At 40.1% G+C, this 16,027-nt stretch carries 14 protein-coding genes and 1 tRNA gene; 4 read left to right on the top strand and 11 right to left on the bottom strand.

Annotation, left to right across the window (positions count from 1 at the left end; translation table 11 throughout):
* Positions 1 to 332: 332 nt before the first annotated feature.
* From G564_RS19640 to era, 3 genes are all read right to left on the bottom strand, one after another.
* Positions 333 to 3,110 (bottom strand): outer membrane beta-barrel protein, encoded by a 2,778-nt coding sequence (locus G564_RS19640; protein WP_037374288.1) that lies wholly within the window; start codon positions 3,108 to 3,110, stop codon positions 333 to 335.
* 92 nt (positions 3,111 to 3,202) lie between these two features.
* Positions 3,203 to 4,507, bottom strand: coding sequence for a ribosome biogenesis GTPase Der (gene der, locus G564_RS0118040; RefSeq protein ID WP_029038888.1), 1,305 nt, complete (start codon positions 4,505 to 4,507; stop codon positions 3,203 to 3,205).
* 151 nt (positions 4,508 to 4,658) lie between these two features.
* On the bottom strand, positions 4,659 to 5,549 hold the full coding sequence (gene era / locus G564_RS0118035; protein WP_029038887.1) for a GTPase Era: 891 nt from the start codon (positions 5,547 to 5,549) through the stop codon (positions 4,659 to 4,661).
* 380 nt (positions 5,550 to 5,929) lie between these two features.
* Between era and G564_RS0118030 the strand changes: the two genes are divergently transcribed.
* Positions 5,930 to 6,436 (top strand): hypothetical protein, encoded by a 507-nt coding sequence (locus G564_RS0118030; protein WP_029038886.1) that lies wholly within the window; start codon positions 5,930 to 5,932, stop codon positions 6,434 to 6,436.
* 64 nt (positions 6,437 to 6,500) lie between these two features.
* Here G564_RS0118030 and G564_RS0118025 read toward each other — a convergent pair whose 3' ends face one another.
* Positions 6,501 to 7,124, bottom strand: a complete 624-nt coding sequence (locus G564_RS0118025; RefSeq protein WP_029038885.1) for a DUF4403 family protein — start codon at positions 7,122 to 7,124, stop codon at positions 6,501 to 6,503.
* A 218-nt stretch (positions 7,125 to 7,342) separates the two neighbouring features.
* Between G564_RS0118025 and G564_RS0118020 the strand changes: the two genes are divergently transcribed.
* Together G564_RS0118020 and G564_RS0118000 are read left to right on the top strand one after the other, a co-directional pair.
* Positions 7,343 to 7,855 (top strand): gamma carbonic anhydrase family protein, encoded by a 513-nt coding sequence (locus tag G564_RS0118020; RefSeq protein WP_029038884.1) that lies wholly within the window; start codon positions 7,343 to 7,345, stop codon positions 7,853 to 7,855.
* Between the two features lie 615 nt (positions 7,856 to 8,470).
* Complete coding sequence (locus G564_RS0118000) at positions 8,471 to 9,136, top strand: hypothetical protein (RefSeq protein ID WP_029038883.1); 666 nt, start codon at positions 8,471 to 8,473, stop codon at positions 9,134 to 9,136.
* 176 nt (positions 9,137 to 9,312) lie between these two features.
* Here G564_RS0118000 and G564_RS0117995 read toward each other — a convergent pair whose 3' ends face one another.
* The 6 genes from G564_RS0117995 to G564_RS0117970 all read right to left on the bottom strand — a co-directional run bounded on the left by G564_RS0117995 (position 9,313) and on the right by G564_RS0117970 (position 14,463).
* Positions 9,313 to 9,639 (bottom strand): YegP family protein, encoded by a 327-nt coding sequence (locus G564_RS0117995; RefSeq protein WP_029038882.1) that lies wholly within the window; start codon positions 9,637 to 9,639, stop codon positions 9,313 to 9,315.
* A gap of 442 nt (positions 9,640 to 10,081) precedes the next feature.
* The gene (locus tag G564_RS0117990; RefSeq protein WP_029038881.1) at positions 10,082 to 11,605 is read right to left on the bottom strand and encodes a serine hydrolase domain-containing protein; all 1,524 of its coding nucleotides are present in this window, start codon (positions 11,603 to 11,605) and stop codon (positions 10,082 to 10,084) included.
* 207 nt (positions 11,606 to 11,812) lie between these two features.
* Positions 11,813 to 11,885: transfer RNA gene (locus G564_RS0117985), tRNA-Met, on the bottom strand.
* A 54-nt stretch (positions 11,886 to 11,939) separates the two neighbouring features.
* Positions 11,940 to 12,293, bottom strand: coding sequence for a SpoIIAA family protein (locus tag G564_RS0117980; protein WP_029038880.1), 354 nt, complete (start codon positions 12,291 to 12,293; stop codon positions 11,940 to 11,942).
* Positions 12,294 to 12,371: 78 nt separating this feature from the next.
* Entirely contained in the window at positions 12,372 to 12,554 is a 183-nt protein-coding gene (locus G564_RS0117975; RefSeq protein WP_029038879.1) for a CPXCG motif-containing cysteine-rich protein, read from the bottom strand.
* Between the two features lies 1 nt (position 12,555).
* Entirely contained in the window at positions 12,556 to 14,463 is a 1,908-nt protein-coding gene (locus G564_RS0117970; protein ID WP_029038878.1) for an ABC-F family ATP-binding cassette domain-containing protein, read from the bottom strand.
* Between the two features lie 55 nt (positions 14,464 to 14,518).
* Between G564_RS0117970 and G564_RS0117965 the strand changes: the two genes are divergently transcribed.
* Positions 14,519 to 14,905, top strand: a complete 387-nt coding sequence (locus G564_RS0117965; protein ID WP_029038877.1) for a DUF983 domain-containing protein — start codon at positions 14,519 to 14,521, stop codon at positions 14,903 to 14,905.
* On the opposite strand, the gene G564_RS0117960 is transcribed toward G564_RS0117965, so the two are convergent.
* Positions 14,902 to 15,960 carry an NAD(P)/FAD-dependent oxidoreductase gene (locus G564_RS0117960; protein ID WP_029038876.1) on the bottom strand — a complete coding sequence of 353 codons (1,059 nt, stop codon included), beginning with the start codon at positions 15,958 to 15,960 and terminating at the stop codon, positions 14,902 to 14,904. The two genes, G564_RS0117965 and G564_RS0117960, sit on opposite strands and share 4 nt — an antisense overlap.
* Between the last annotated feature and the right edge of the window lie 67 nt (positions 15,961 to 16,027).

The following is a 16,027-nucleotide window of genomic DNA, read 5'->3' as shown; positions in this document are numbered from 1 at the left end:
GGGGAAAAATTAAACCGCAAATTCCAATTATAGACCAGCCCCGGAGGGGCGACAGTAGCCCCGCGTTTTAACGCGGGAAAATCAAATTCCAAATCACAAGTACCAAATTTCAATCGGTAGCCGCGCGTTTTAACGCGGAATTCAAAATTCCAAATCACAATCACCAATTCCAATTTTGCCCCGGCACGGATTGCAAATCCGCGCCAGCATTATACATACTAATTCTGATTAAAAATCTCAATACTCAATTCTAACATCTCAATACTAAAAAACAATGCCTGTCAAAAATGCTATTTTTGACAGGCATTGTTTTTGGCTAATATAATCGGGGTCTAAAACACCATAAATCCGCCGCGTCCTCTTCCCCTGTTGGGGTCTTTTCCTCCAAATCTGCTTATTTTATACGTAAAACTTAGCATGAAATACTGCTCCAGGATCAATTCCTGGGTGTCCTGAACAAAATCCTCTCCTGTTGTTCTCCTGGTACTCACATTCTCATTCAGCAAATCGTAAACCTTTGCCTTTACAGTAGCGTTGTCATTCAGAAATTTATAGCCAAGACTCATGTTCCACAGGAGAGAAGTGGGATCAAAACCCGGAGCTACTTTTCCATAGGAGACAAAAGAAATATCATTCCCAAAAACTACATTTTTGGGCCAGTAGGTGGTTGCTTCAAGAGCAAAGGTATGATTGGTGTATTCTTCTTCCCGCCTGTTGCTAATATCATACTTCGCGATATTGTGACTAAGCTCGTATCTTGGATTTATCTCTACCTTATCGGCATAATTGTAACCAAGCCTTAGGGAAGGATTAAAGCCAAATCTGTCTGCATTGTATCGAACAGCGTTGGTGAATCCTATTTGCCGGTTATAATTTCCGAAAACTCCCAATCTATAGCTCAATTCCCGCTCCTCTTTCTTAAAACGTTTACTGTAAGACACGCCCGCGTAACTTGTTAGTCCGCCGTCGAGGTTACGGAAGGTTGTTGTGGTCACAAGATCTTCATTTGTAATACTATAAGGCACCACCTGATCTTCATATATTGTGGCCGAAGCATATATGCTCATCCCACTACGGGTGGCGAAATCGAAATTCTGGTACCCTAAATTAAACCGGTGTGTGAAAGTGGGATCCAGTTCAGGATTTCCAATAATGATGTTCAGCGGATTCGTAAGGTTCGGCACCGGCTGAAGTTCCCTTATGGAAGGAATATCTGTGTCGTTACGGTAATATGCATAAACCGACTGCCCACGTTTTATTTCGTATCGAACATTGGAATTGATAAAAAGGTTGTTGTAATTGTTTTCAAAACCTGCATCGGCAAGAAAGTTCTGTGTTTTTAGAGAAGTATTGAGAAGCCCGACATCAAAACCTACTCTCCATTTTTTGCCTTCATAGTTAAGACCAACATTAGGAATATGTTTCCAGCTCTTTACCTCAAAGTCATTTGAGAGCAGATCATTAAAAACATTGTATTCATTGGTATCCTCATCGAGCTCGAATACACTTCGCGTGTTGTTCTGGTTTTGTGTGCTTACATCATAAGAGAGATCAAGAAAAAGTTTTTCGGCCAGAACAGAGCGCTGGGTTATTCCTGCCTTATATTCATCTTTTGTGTTTTCCTCTTCAATGAATTGATCCTGGATCCTGGTCTCCAGGAGTACATCTCCTTCGGTATCGAAGAATTCAGAAAAGAAAAAGTTTTCTCTTTCCTGCAGCTCATTGCTGTTTTCAAATGAAGCTTCAAGATAAGCTCCCCTATTTCCGAATTTCCTGATAAGGCTTATCCTGTTATTAAGGTTAGAGCTGTAAATATCCTCCCTGTCCTCGGTAGTGGTAATCAGTTCCCGGTTATTGTCCAATCTTTCTGAAGAACTTGTTCTATAGGAGAATCCGTCGTTTACATTTATTGATGGACGAATTGCAACCTGGGTCATGCTGTCGATCTTTACTTCAAAAGCAGCATTTGCGCGATGACTTTCATTTACGATATTACCTTCAGAAATGGTGTTGGTAAAGAAAGACCTGTTAGGCAGAAAAGTTTCCCGCTCTACTATACTCGCTGTTTCTGTGTCATTTCTTCCGTAGAAATAATCGCCGGTGAGTTCATATTTTTTATCCCAATCGTTGGTGAAATTAAAACCGGCTGTTTCACTCTTTGTAATTCCCTGATCGCTTCCAAAATTCATTCCGTTGACTGCAAAGGTTCCATTGCTTCTTATCATCATGCTCCGGGAACGGCCGCGCATCATATCAAAAACCTCATCCATACTAAAGCCGGCGCTGTTGATGTTATTCGAACTGGCCAGTACGCTGAGCCTTAATTTGTCCTTGAAGTAATTTGCTATCCCACTCAGTTCGTACCGATCATCTGTTCCGCCACCGGCAGTAAAACGTGCGAAATAGCCTTTATTCTTGTCATCCTTAATGGTAACATTGATGGTCTTGTCATCGGGATTTCCTGCCTTTCCGGTAAATTCTTCAGATTTTGTTTTGGTGTCAACTACCTGGATCTTATCGATAATTTCCTTCGGAAGGTTTTTGGTAGCAATCTTTGGATCATTTCCGAAGAATTCCTTTCCGTTGACAAGAATACGGGATACAGGTTTTCCATTGACAGTAATATTCCCCTGGGCATCTACTTCCACCCCCGGCAGTTTCTTCATTACGTCTTCAAGATTAGCATCCTGACGGGTATTGAAAGAAGCAGCATTGAATTCTAAAGTGTCCTGCTTCACGGTAACGGGAGCTCTTTCAGAAATTACGGTAACCTCTCCCAGCATATTATTTGCCACTTCCATTTCAAGGGTTCCAAGTGCAATTCTTGGCTGCTCCAGAATGATGATCCGGGAAAGAGTGCTATAACCGTTAAAGGTACTCACCAGCCGTAGCGTATCCACTTTTTGAGAACCTTCAATTACGAAGTCTCCGGTTTTATTCGAAATAGTATAGGAAACAAGGCTGCTGTCCTGCAGCTTTTCAACAAATAAGGTGGCCGATTCCAGAGGTTCCTGCGTCTCTGAATCTACCACTTTGCCTGAAATAGAAAATTGCTGTGCTGCTGCTCCTGTAGATATTAGAAACAGGCTTAGAAATAAAAAATTTTTCATTAATCGGGAGGTCTTTAAAAAATAAAATGCTGCTACTTATATTGTAACAGCATTTGTTAGACTTTAAAAAACCCGAATGGTTACAGAAAATTTTATTTTTTTCTAAAGTATACTGAAACAGGCACTCCCGAGAAATCAAACTTCTCCCTTAACTTGTTTTCCAAAAATCGCTTATAAGGATCTTTCACGTATTGGGGGAGATTACAGAAAAAAGCAAATTGCGGCTGCGGTGTGGGCAGCTGCATACAGAATTTGATCTTCACATATTTCCCTTTATAGGCAGGCGGTGGATATGATTCGATGATGGGCAGCATCACTTCATTCAATTCGCTGGTCTTGATCTTTTTGCTGCGGTTCTTGTAAACTTCAACTGCAGTTTCAATGGCTTTGAATATTCTTTGTTTAGTAAGGACAGACATGAACACAATAGGTACATCGGTAAATGGTTCCATTTCACGACGGATGTTAGCCTCATATTCCTTCATGGTATTAGTCTCCTTCTCTAAAAGGTCCCACTTGTTCACGAGGATCACAATCCCTTTGCGGTTTCGCTGTGCCAGCCAGAAAATATTCTGCACCTGTCCGTCAAAGCCGCGGGTTGCATCCATAACAATTAAGCACACATCACAGTGTTCAATGGCACGTACTGAGCGCATCACCGAATAGAATTCCAGATCTTCTTTCACTTTGGATTTTCTGCGGATACCGGCGGTATCCACAAGGTTGAATTCAAATCCAAATCTATTATAGCGGGTATCAATCGCATCGCGGGTAGTTCCGGCAACATCGGTCACTATATAACGATCTTCTCCAATAAGTGAGTTAATAAAAGATGATTTTCCGGCATTGGGGCGTCCTACAACGGCGAAACGTGGTAACTCGGCCTCTTCTTCACGTGTATCTTCAGGTAGTGCCTCTACCAGTGCATCAAGAAGTTCTCCAGTACCGCTTCCGCTGGTACTTGCAATTGGATAATATTCTCCTAATCCAAGGGAGTAGAATTCAACTGCATTTTCCAGTCTCTTGGAATTATCCACTTTATTAATGGCAAGAAAAACGGGTTTGTTCACCTTCCGAAGCAACTGAGCCACATCTTCATCCATAGGAGTCACTCCTGTTTCCACATCGACCATAAAGATAATCGCGTCGGCCTCTGCTATAGCCAATTCCACCTGTTTGTCGATTTCAGCTTCAAAAACATCATCACTACCCAAGACATATCCCCCGGTATCAATAACAGAAAAATTGCGTCCATTCCAGTCGGTTTTTCCATAGTGACGGTCACGGGTAACTCCGCTTACTGAGTCCACAATGGCTTCCCGACGCTGAATTAACCGGTTAAAAAATGTGGATTTACCAACGTTTGGTCTACCTACAATGGCTACAATACTGCTCATAATGATGATCTCTTAAATAAGGCTGCAAAATTAGGTGATTTAAAACAATTGACCTGTACTTATACCAACCTAATTTTCAGGAATAACAGAGATAAAAGTTCTGAAATTTATTGGAGAAATTAAAACAGCCGCCCTAAGGAATTGGAGGACCTTATTTTTTGTCTCCGGAATAACCAAACCTGCGTAGCTGTTTGGAATCACTCCGCCAGTTCTTGTTAACTTTCACATAGAGCTCAAGATGCACCTGCTTTCCGAAAAACTTTTCAAGATCCTTACGGGCCTCTACTCCTACTCTCTTTAAAGCCGCACCTTTATGACCAATAATGATCCCTTTTTGGGTTTCTCTTTCCACCATGATCACACTGCGCATTCGAATGATCTCCTCTTCTTCAAAAAATTCCTCTGTATCAATTTCAACACTGTACGGAATTTCCTTTTTATAGTGGATAAGTATTTTTTCCCTGATGATCTCATTCACGAAAAAGCGTTCCGGCTTATCTGTAAGTGTATCTTTAGGATAGAAAGGTGGGGAATCTGGCAGCAGTTCTACAATTCTGTTGAACACCTGGGGCACATTAAATCCTTCTAAAGCCGAAACGGGAAAGATCTCGGCATTCGGGACCTTTTGCTGCCATAGCTGCACCTGTTCTTCCAATTGCTCCTGATTAGATTTATCGATCTTGTTTAAAAGCAGTAAAACAGGAATTTCTGAATGTATGATCTTATTGAAGAAGGATTCATCCTTAAGTTCCTTTTCTCCTATCTCAACCATGTAGACCAATACATCTGCATCTTCAAAGGCAGATTTTACAAAATCCATCATTGACTCCTGAAGCTGATAGGCCGGTTTTATGATCCCGGGAGTGTCACTAAGGATCACCTGAAAATCCTCTCCGTTCACAATTCCAAGAATGCGATGCCTGGTAGTCTGAGCCTTGGAAGTTATTATACTCAACTTTTCTCCCACAAAGGCATTCATTAAGGTGGATTTGCCCACATTAGGGTTCCCGATGATATTTACAAAACCTGCTTTATGTGCCATATTCTCCTTTTTTGTGCAAAGATACCAATTTTAGTGGTCAGTGTTCAGTGGTCGGTGAACAGGATATTAGAAATAAGATTTTAAAGTTACGAATTTCGAGTTCTGCCTTTGCCAGCCCTAGAGGGGCGAATTGGTGGTAGACCTGGGGGTCATTGTAAGCCCAAATTGTATTTTCCATCTAGTGATCAGTGATCAGTGAACAGAAATTGGCAGACATACAAGGACATTTTGTTTGATTGGGTGCTATTGATCAGTGGATAATTAATATACATAAGACCATCTATAGTGAATTTGGCCGGAGTCCTTTTAACAGAGAATTATAATAACTACACCTTCTCTTTTGTAATTTTGGAAGTAATAACCTTCAAAACCAACTAATAATGAAAAAATTTATGATCTTAATTTTCTCCATGGCACTTATGGCTTCCTGTGGAGATAATGAAAAAGAGAATCTTTCCAGAGAGTTTGATGATCTCATGACTGAAAATGATAGTATTGAAAGTGTAGCTACTGAATTCGAAAATATTCATCAGGAAATGCTTCAGACTCATAACGAGTTAAAGCAGCAGTTGGAGGGCGCCCAGCTGGAAGATTCCACGCTACTTGAAAGTATGGCAGAGCATGAAGCCATTCTTAAAAATCACGAAGCCATGCGTGCCGGACATAAGAAAATGATGGAAGGCCATAAAGAACTGAAACAGAATTTCGGACAGCTTTCCAGTGATGAAATGAAAGCCCAGATCACAAAGATGAGAGAACACCACGATGAGATGATGTCTGATCATGAAACAATGAGAAGTGATCACGAAAAAATGAGAGATGAGCACGATGAGATCCGAAAGAATCTTATTGATAGTAACCGGGAGAATCAACCTACCGGTTCCTAAAATACATCAGGAGATTTAAAGTTAACAGAAACCCATGGCCCAACCGGACCATGGGTTTCTTATTTTAGAGATCGATCTTCCTAATGTTGAGTACGTTATTCCCAAGGATCCTGACTGTAACCAACAGGTTAAGCTGACCGGGTATTACTTCCTGAACGCGAAATTGATCAATCTTTCCTGTAATATTGATCCCTTCGGCCATTTCCTTACCCCCACCAAGTTCAGTATTTAATTTTTCCAGTTTATTAGCAATAATCGGGCTGATATCAAATTTCATCTTTTCCTTCAGTTTCGAATACATGAAATTATTCACCAGTGTCTCTACCAGAGTATTAGTGAACCAGCCGCTGTTTTCCCCGTCCAGCCTGTAGCGGGGAATGAGCACTTCCTGTTGGGCTTCTTTAAAATCAAGGGAGAGATGCACCACCATCTTTATTTCGCGGTTTTTAAAAAGACTTGTAAGCAATTTTAACTGCAGTTGCACGGCCAGATCAAATTCATCCAACGGACTCCTCGTCAGATTGATCTTTTGGATACGGGCATGGTCTGAAGTTTCCCCATTGGCTTTTCCTTTACTCAGGATCTTTCCCAGAAACTTCTTTTGAAGATAGGTCTCTATAACCTTGTATTCGATCTTGACAGGGAGATGCAGTATTACATTATATTTTCTTTCTGTTATTTTTTCCATAGTTCCAATTTCAGGCTACAGAAGATACATATTTTTCCAATGTCAATCAAGGACTTGTATATTGATAATTTATCCCAGTCAAACAAAGATAGTTGAAACAATTTTTCAGGATAAAACAGAGAGCAGAAAAAAGGATCATTAAACAAAAGAATAGCGTCTTAAAAGCCCTTTTTGAGAGGTAGGATTTCCGTAATTTTACATGCATCAAAAATAAAATTATGGCACTGATTTTACCGGTAAAGGATAAAAAACCAATTTTTGGAAAAGATTGTTTTTTAGCAGCCAACGCAACAGTCACGGGAGACGTTGAAATGGGAGATGAATGCTCTGTTTGGTTTACAGCCGTGATAAGAGGAGACGTAAATTCCATTAAAATAGGGAACAGAACCAATATTCAGGACGGGGCGGTAATTCACTGTACGTATGAAAAAGCAGCTACTAACATTGGAAACTATGTTTCTATAGGTCACAGGGCTATTGTTCACGGTTGTACTGTAGAAGATAATGTACTAATTGGAATGGGAGCCATAGTAATGGATCATGCTATAGTAAAAGAGGGATGTATAATTGCTGCAGGTGCAGTAGTTCTGGAAAAGACTATTTGTGAAGCGGGATATTTATATGCCGGAATTCCGGCCAGGAAAGTAAAAAAGGTTTCGGAAGAGCAGATTGCGAATATGAAGAAAACTGCCGGAAATTACGTCATGTACAGCAGCTGGTTTAACAGGTAATTACAATAAGAATTTCGCAAGAGACAGGATAAGCACTACTCCTGCTATCGCCGCAAAAAAGAAAATAACAATTAACCTGAGAGTAGAATTGTTCAATGCTTTAAAAATTTCCTGCTTTGACATAAGCTTTTTTGAAGCTAAATATGCAAATCTGATGCCAATGATAGCATCAGGTCCCGATACTTACATTTTCCGCCCAATCAGGATCATAAGGTGCTAAAAAAATCATAATTTGTTTGTAACCAGACAACAAAAAGTCCCAGTACGAGTGATATAAAAATGATAAAAATAACCAGGAATTTATTATAAACACGGCACTCCTTCTGGATCTGTCTTTCAAAGTTCATCTCATTTCCTTTAAACATAGCTCTGCAAATGTAAAACATTGCTTTAGAGTTGATTAACATTTTTTAAGATCTTCTTAACTCATTTAGCAATTTACAGTAGAAAATAAGGTTTCTCTGCCCTTGTTAGCCGGCATGGATCAAAAGCCTAATAGCAAACCCGCTATTGGGAACAGCCGGTTTTCAAAGGAATTGGCCTCCGCAAAGGCTAAACAAAAGTTTTTCGCTGAAAATTAAAATTATATATTGTAAATAATTTCTTACTTTAAAAATGAAGATCAATTCTGATATTATATGGGCGATAATTCTGCTGGGTTTAACCAGCATCACCTTTCTTTTGGGCATGAAAAAAGGCAGTATGACAGCAGAAGATCAATTGCAGGATAATCTTGAAGAGATAAGGATCCTTCAAATAAAAAATGAACAACTTTCAGAAGAGCTGAAGTCACGGGGAGTATACAGTTATCCGCAGGCAAATGTTTTTTCTAAGCCTCAGGAGGCAACAGCCATGGTGCTTATAACCCTGAATGGTAAAGATCCTATCAAGAACCTGAGCCTTAGGAGGAAGTTGGTGCCGAATTTTTCAGAGCTGGAGCATTTGAATTTCTCCGTGGATGAAATCTCAACAGATCTGGGTACTTTAAAACCTCATAATCCATCAGCCTTTCCCATTTCTCTTAGTGAAAACGAGCTGGCAATACAACTCCTATTCGAAACGAATAGGAAAAAATGGTTTCAATATATCTGGTTAAAGAAACAAACAGGTGACAAATACAGCTCTTTCTGGATCATAACAAATGAAAATTCTGTAATCATAGATAAGCATATCGATCCCGACTTCCCCACAGATGAAGAGGGTAGGATCAATTTATATAAAGGAAAGAGTATAACATATCCCGATTTAGAATTGAATTCCATCTTCCCTTCCACAAATTAAAAACAGGAGCCGTCTTAAATCACTCCAGGTTAAGCGTCTGAAGCTGAGGCTTATATATTGTGACAGAGAGAAACTGCGTTCGCCGCTGCGAATTATGAGCTGCCTCAGAAATACCAAAAAACAAGCCCGTCATTTCTAGAAGGGCTCGATATTAATGAAAATTCAATAAATTTCCTTTATGACTGATCATCAACAGTGGCAGCCGGAGCATTCTTTTTTACAGAAGAAATACCATTTTCCATTGCAGCTGTAGTGGTATAAATTTCACTGGTACCAACTACCTGCCCATTTGTGGATTTCAAGTTAAATTTATGCCCGCTGGAAGTCTGTTTCCTTTCAAATCTTTCATCTGATTGGGAATTGGTGCGTACAGATTCTATTCCGTTCATGCAGGAAGGTTTGGCTTTATAGCCTTCACTGCTTAAAATGATTTGACCATTACCGGCTTTTAAGTTAAAACGAAATTCGTCTGCTTTGTCTTTTTTAATTTCAAAATTGCTCATTCCTGTTGTTTTTTGTTCCCCTAGAAGGTACAAAAACCCAGAGAATTCCTACGAATAGGATCCGGCATTTATAGCAAAGAAATCCGAAAACCTACAGATAATTCGGTGCGCCCAGGGAAATTTAAGATCACAATCTCAGGAATTTTAAAATTTAAAAAACCTAATCCGAAGGGAGCTTATTTGTAGCGCTGCCTGTTTTTAAGACTATGGAAGAGTGGTGTTCACCGCCTCTGTGTAGCATAAGAAATACCAAGCAAAAAAACGCCCTTCATTTCTGAAGGGCTTGCTAGTAGTGGGAAAAATTGAAATATCGGACCAGTTTTTCCAAGATTTAGTAGCAATGGCGCAACTATAATATTTTCTCTACCTAATTATGCTCAACAGGATGATAAAGTAACCGAGTTTTCATTTTTTTCTCTTTTTTTATAGACTTCAAAAAAAGTTAATCTTCGGAGTGAGCCGCAGGTGAGGAATTAATTGTTTTGAATGAAAATTCAGGATTACCTAAGACAGTGACCTCAAAACTACCTACACCTTTAAACTGATAAAAGACTTTTGGTGCGACTGCAAGTGCAGTGGAGCCCTTAATAAAACCTGGCGCAAAAGTATCAGGTTTAACAAACACCAACTTGTCAATCCATGAATCAACTTCGCTTCTAATATTGGCTTCAAGATGCCCCTCTGTCATTACAATATCGGCAACCCATTCGAGACCATCACTCGTAACAGCTCTGTAGGTTCCCTCATAGGCTTCAAGAAATTCGGAATTGGGCTGTTCTGGAAGATTTGGCAACTCCTTTTGGATGTCATAAGGTCCCTTATGCTCAAGAATTCCAGAGTAGCTTAACAACTCATAAAATTCGGATATTTTTGGATTGTTATATGTCTGGGTGAAGTATAATGCGATGGCATTATCTTTTTGATAAGCAGCCCCGCAAGTCCCGTACCATCCAGCATGTCCAAAAACATCGCTCTCATCAGGAGATACTGGAACAAACCAATGCAGACCAATAGATTTACCATTGTTGTTCAGAGCTTCTTCAACCGTTGATTCCTCAAGAACCCTTTTACCATCTAATTTTCCCTTGTTCAGCCACATCTGTAAGAATCTGGCGTAATCTGTTACAGTGGTGGCAGCTCCAGTAGCTCCTCTAAAGAATGGATACATTGATGGATGCTGCCCAGGAATCCAGTAGACTTCAGGTTCTCCATCATGCACCCCATATGTTCTGGGAATCTTGTTAAACCAATCGGTTCCTGGTTCTTCCAGAAGATAAGTATTGGTCATCTTCAAGGGTGACAATATATTTTCCTTTATAAAACGTTCAGCCGGCATACCTGAGACTTTTTCAAGAATGGCACTCAAAAGAATGGTATTCAAAGAACTATATTCCTCAGTACCGACAGGCATTGCAGGTTCATATTGGGACAAAACATTAACAACACTCTCAAGACCATTAAAAAGGCGCAGCTCTTCTCCATAATCTTTCCAAACTTGCAATTCACCATAGCCCGAGGAATGGCGCAGTAGATGTTCAATAGAAAGAGAATCCCCTGATATAGACATGAAATTGGGTAAATACTTCGAAATCTTATCATCAATCTTAAGCTGTCCTCTTTGTTTAAGAATAAGAATTCCCGTTGCCGTTAAGGGTTTAGTCATTGATGCAACACGAAAAACAGAGTTAGTTTGAAGTGGAACTTTGTTTTCAAAATCTTTCCATCCATATGCTTTGTGCAATAATTCCTTTTGGTCCTTCAATATTAGCACCTCTACCCCAACAGGCGAATGACTGTCAGTCCAGGCTTGAAGGGAATCGCTTATAATATTGAGTTCATTCTGGAATTTATTGATTGTTTGGACATGTCTGTTACTGCAGGACCACCAAAACGGATATACAAGTAAGAGCACTGAACAGTAAAGCTTACTTCTGTCTATAATACATCTCTTAAAATAAGCCGCCATTTAAATATCTAAATAAATTATCAAAAGACTGAAGGTCACTAATTTAAATAAAATTTTGTTGTAGATGATATCCATGATCATTTGGTAACAGGAGGGAGCTTACCATTGGTTGACGGAAGAAGACTCGAACCCAAACAGCAGTTTCAGGGTTGCTCACAATCAATACAAATAAAAAAACCACCTCTTTTGAAGGTGGTTTTTTCTTAGTAGCGGGAACAGGACTCGAACCTGTGACCTTCGGGTTATGAGCCCGACGAGCTACCTACTGCTCTATCCCGCGATATTGGACTGCAAATATACATTCAAATTTTAATTCTCCAAAGCTTTTTAATAATTATTCCATTAGCCAATTCATTGCCTGCATTCGCTCGCCCTTCTCAAAAGATTTCACATTTGCAGGCACCACAAGATCCTTAAGTTCCATAGCGTTTTTCAACATTTTACTATTACTTACCACTGCAAGTTTGTCAAGATCATTTGAATGGGAAAAATGGAATTCCACTGCCTTTAAGAATCCGCCCATGGAAATGCCTTCATCTGTTTCATCTTCAATATATATACAAACAGGAGTTACCACTTTGATTCGCTCCTCAATTTCTGAAAGTATATCCTTCATTTTCTCCCGGTCTATTTCCTCATGGACCATAAAACCAATTACGTTTTCGGCGAATTCAAAAGACTTTTCCATTAATTTATAGTGAAATTGTTATCCCACAAGTTATAAAAAGTATTGGAACCTTAAGATGATTCTGAATAAATGAGAATATTATTGATCAATATCTGATGCTTCAAAGAAAATCAGATCATTATTCTCAAAATGAGCTGTAATTTCTATAGGATTACAACAGACTTCACAATCCTCTATATACTCCTGCTTTTTAAGGGAGGGATCGATTAACATCGAGATCTCTTCTGTACAATACGGGCATATGAAGAAATGCTCAAACATGTTATTGTTTTTCTTCGATTGTCAACTGCACCTCTTCCCAGTCTTTCAAAAGTTTTTCCAACTCCTTCTTCTTTTCCTGGTACTTGTTTAGGAAATCCTTTTGTGCCACGCTTTGTTCATAATTAGAAGCAAGTTCTAAATCCTTCTCCCTGATCTCTTTTTCCAGTTTAGAGATCTTACTTTCTATGTTGCTCAGTTTATTATTTAGAGATTTCAGTCTTTTCTGATTCTCATACGATTCCTTATTGCTCTCCTTAGGCGCTTGTTTTTCGACATCTCTTTTCTCCACTTCCCGCATATCGGCCAATTTGCGCTGGTCCAGGTAGTAATCTATATCTCCCAGATATTGCTTGATCCTGTGATCTTTGAATTCATAAACTTTATTGGTAAGTCCCTGCAGAAAATCTCTGTCGTGCGACACGAGGATCAAAGTACCCTCAAAGCTTTTCAAAGCATCTTTAAGCACATTCTTCGATTTAATGTCCAGGTGGTTCGTAGGCTCATCCATTACCAGCACATTAAAAGGCTCCAACAGCATTTTTGCCAGCGCCAGCCTGTTTCTCTCCCCTCCCGACAGTACCCGGACATACTTCTCAACTTCATCTCCTCTAAAAAGAAAGGAACCTAATATGTCCCTTACCTTGGCCCGGTTCTTTTCGTTAGCAGCATCTATCATGGTATCCAGAACTGTTTTGGAGCCATCCAGATATTCTGCCTGATTCTGGGCGAAATATCCAATTTGCACATTATGCCCCAGCTTAAGTTCACCTTTATAATCAAGTTCGCCCACAATGATCTTGGCTAGGGTCGATTTCCCCTGACCGTTCTGACCTACAAAGGCGGTCTTGGAATCACGTTCAATAAGAAGATCAATATCTTTTAGTACCGTTTTATTTCCATAACTTTTTGAGATATGATGTGCCTCAATTACCACTTTCCCAGGTACAACAGACACAGGAAATTTGAGATTCATTACCGAATTATCGTCCTCATCCACTTCGATCCTGTCTATTTTGTCCAGCTTCTTAATAAGTGACTGGGCCATGCTGGCTTTGGAAGCTTTGGCGCGGAATTTCTCAATAAGTTTCTCTGTCTGCTGTATCTGTTTTTCCTGGTTCTTTTGTGAAGCCAGCTGCTGCTCTCTTAACTCCTGCCGCAGGACCAGATACTTTGAGTAAGGCTTATTGAAATCATATATTCTACCCAGAGAAATCTCTATGGTACGGTTAGTCACATTATCGAGAAACATTTTATCGTGAGAAACGATGACCACAGCCCCGGGATAATTGTTTAAAAAACCTTCCAGCCAGATAATCGATTCGATATCGAGGTGGTTTGTAGGCTCATCGAGCAGCAGGATATCATTTTGCTGAAGGAGCAGTTTTGCCAGTTCGATCCTCATTCTCCATCCCCCGGAGAAGGTATCTGTAAGTTTATTGAAATCTTCGCGCTGAAACCCGAGTCCCTGTAGGATACGTTCTGTCTCCCCCTGATAATTATATCCTCCGTGGATCTCGTATTGATGCTGAACATCATTAAGATCAACCATTAACTGGTGGTATTCATCACTTTCATAATCTGTACGTTCAGCCAGCTGATGGTTTATTTCCTCTAATTTACCTTCGAGACGTTTAATTTCTTCAAAAGCCTGATAAGATTCTTCCAGTACCGTTCTTCCTTCTATAAAATCTATATCCTGCTTTAGAAAACCTATTTTAAGGTCTTTGTCTGCAGCTATCTGGCCAGAATCGGGTTCCATTTCCCCGGCCAGGATCTTGAGCATGGTAGACTTACCGGCTCCATTCTTCCCAATCAATCCTACCCTGTCACCGGCACCGAGCCTAAAGGTGATCTCTTCAAATAAATATTCTCCTCCAAAGGAAACCGACAAGTTGTGAATGTTCAACATTTTTCTTTCAAAATTTTTGCAAAGATGCTTAAATTTACGTGGCTAAAAAAACCCAATGAAATCTTTAAAGGGCAATAAACTCTACAGCATATTTACAGGAACCTGTCCTGTATGCCAGGAGGAAAGCATGTATAAAGACCCAAATCCTTACCATATTTCCCGTTTGTTTGATATGCATGAGAGATGTTCCAATTGCGGCACCAAATATAAGATGGAACCTTCCTTCTTTTTCGGTGCCATGTATGTGAGCTATGCCGTGGGTATTGCCTTCGCCACTGCTGCATTTGTCATATCCTGGTGGATCTTTAAACTTTCGCTGTTAAGCACCTTTATCGCCATCGTTCTTACCCTGATTGTATTTCTTCCTGTAATAGTGAGGTGGAGCAGGAATATCTGGGTGAATTTTTTCTTCAGCTATGATGGGAAAAAGGCAAAAGGTTAATTTTTATTATACCATTTTTTAGTAAACCGGGAAATATCTGTTTCGGGATCCAGAGGTGTATCCTTTTCTATGAAATCCAGGAGCTGTTCAGATATAGTGGGTGCCAGTAAGATACCGCGGCTTCCGAAGCCATTACAGGTATATAAATTTAGATGCTCAGGATGCCTGCCCACCAGCGGTCTTCTGTCGATCGTGGAGGGCCTTAAGCCTGCTACCTGGTCAATTACCTCAAAGTCTACTGTAATGAGATCTCTGAGCTTCTCTACCAGCTCTTCACGTGCTGCTTTTGTAGGTCCTGGGGTTTTATCGGTATTGCTGTACGTAGCTCCAACCGCATAATGATCTCCACCTGCCGGAAAGATAAAAATGGAAGATTTCACACCTACTTCAAGATCGAGTCCCGGGGCTTTAATGATAATGTATTCTCCTTTGTTCCCCCTCAGCGGCAGATAATTGAAAAATGGATTATTCAGCAGTCCGAAACCTTCACAAAAAATGACTTTTTTGGCACGTATTCCTTTATATTCTACGCCCGCATCCAGGATATGCATTTCGTAATATTCAAAAGTGTCATTTTTTAAGCACTTTTTTTCCTGAAGATGTGCAGAATAACTGTCCAGAAGATAGCGCGGATCAATACGTGAGGTGCCAAGGACTTTTCCAAAGGAATATTTTCCCGGAATATGCTTGTTTACTCCAGAGACTAATTTTGTATCGAGGTAAGGCGCCAGCCGGGGCTTATCGGCAGCTGCAAACCAGTTATTTTGTTCTTCAGCCGAAGAAAATCTTCGGTAGACTTCAAGAGGTCCAAGGAATTTCTTTCCTAAATGATCCTCCATATCTCCATAGAAGCTGTATGCCTTCTCCAACTGCTCATCGGCTTTCCAGGCAAGAGTAAAACGCTTCAGGATGACCGGATTCATAAACCCGCCGGCCACTTTGGATGCCTCCTGGCTCCCGTCATCATAAAGAACAAAGGATTTTCCGCTTTTTTCAAGTCTGTAGGCAAGGCAGCTTCCCGCAAGACCTGCCCCCACGATGATATAATCTTTCATGCTGCAAAATTAAAAATAAAAAAAACGCCTTTCAGAAGAAAGGCGCTTTATATTATTGAGAAGATGC

The sequence above is a fragment of the Salinimicrobium xinjiangense DSM 19287 genome (genome assembly GCF_000423585.1).
Taxonomy (GTDB): Bacteria; Bacteroidota; Bacteroidia; order Flavobacteriales; family Flavobacteriaceae; genus Salinimicrobium; species Salinimicrobium xinjiangense.
The sequence above is the reverse complement of the archived record's forward strand: the minus strand, read 5'-3'. Positions and strand labels throughout refer to the sequence as shown.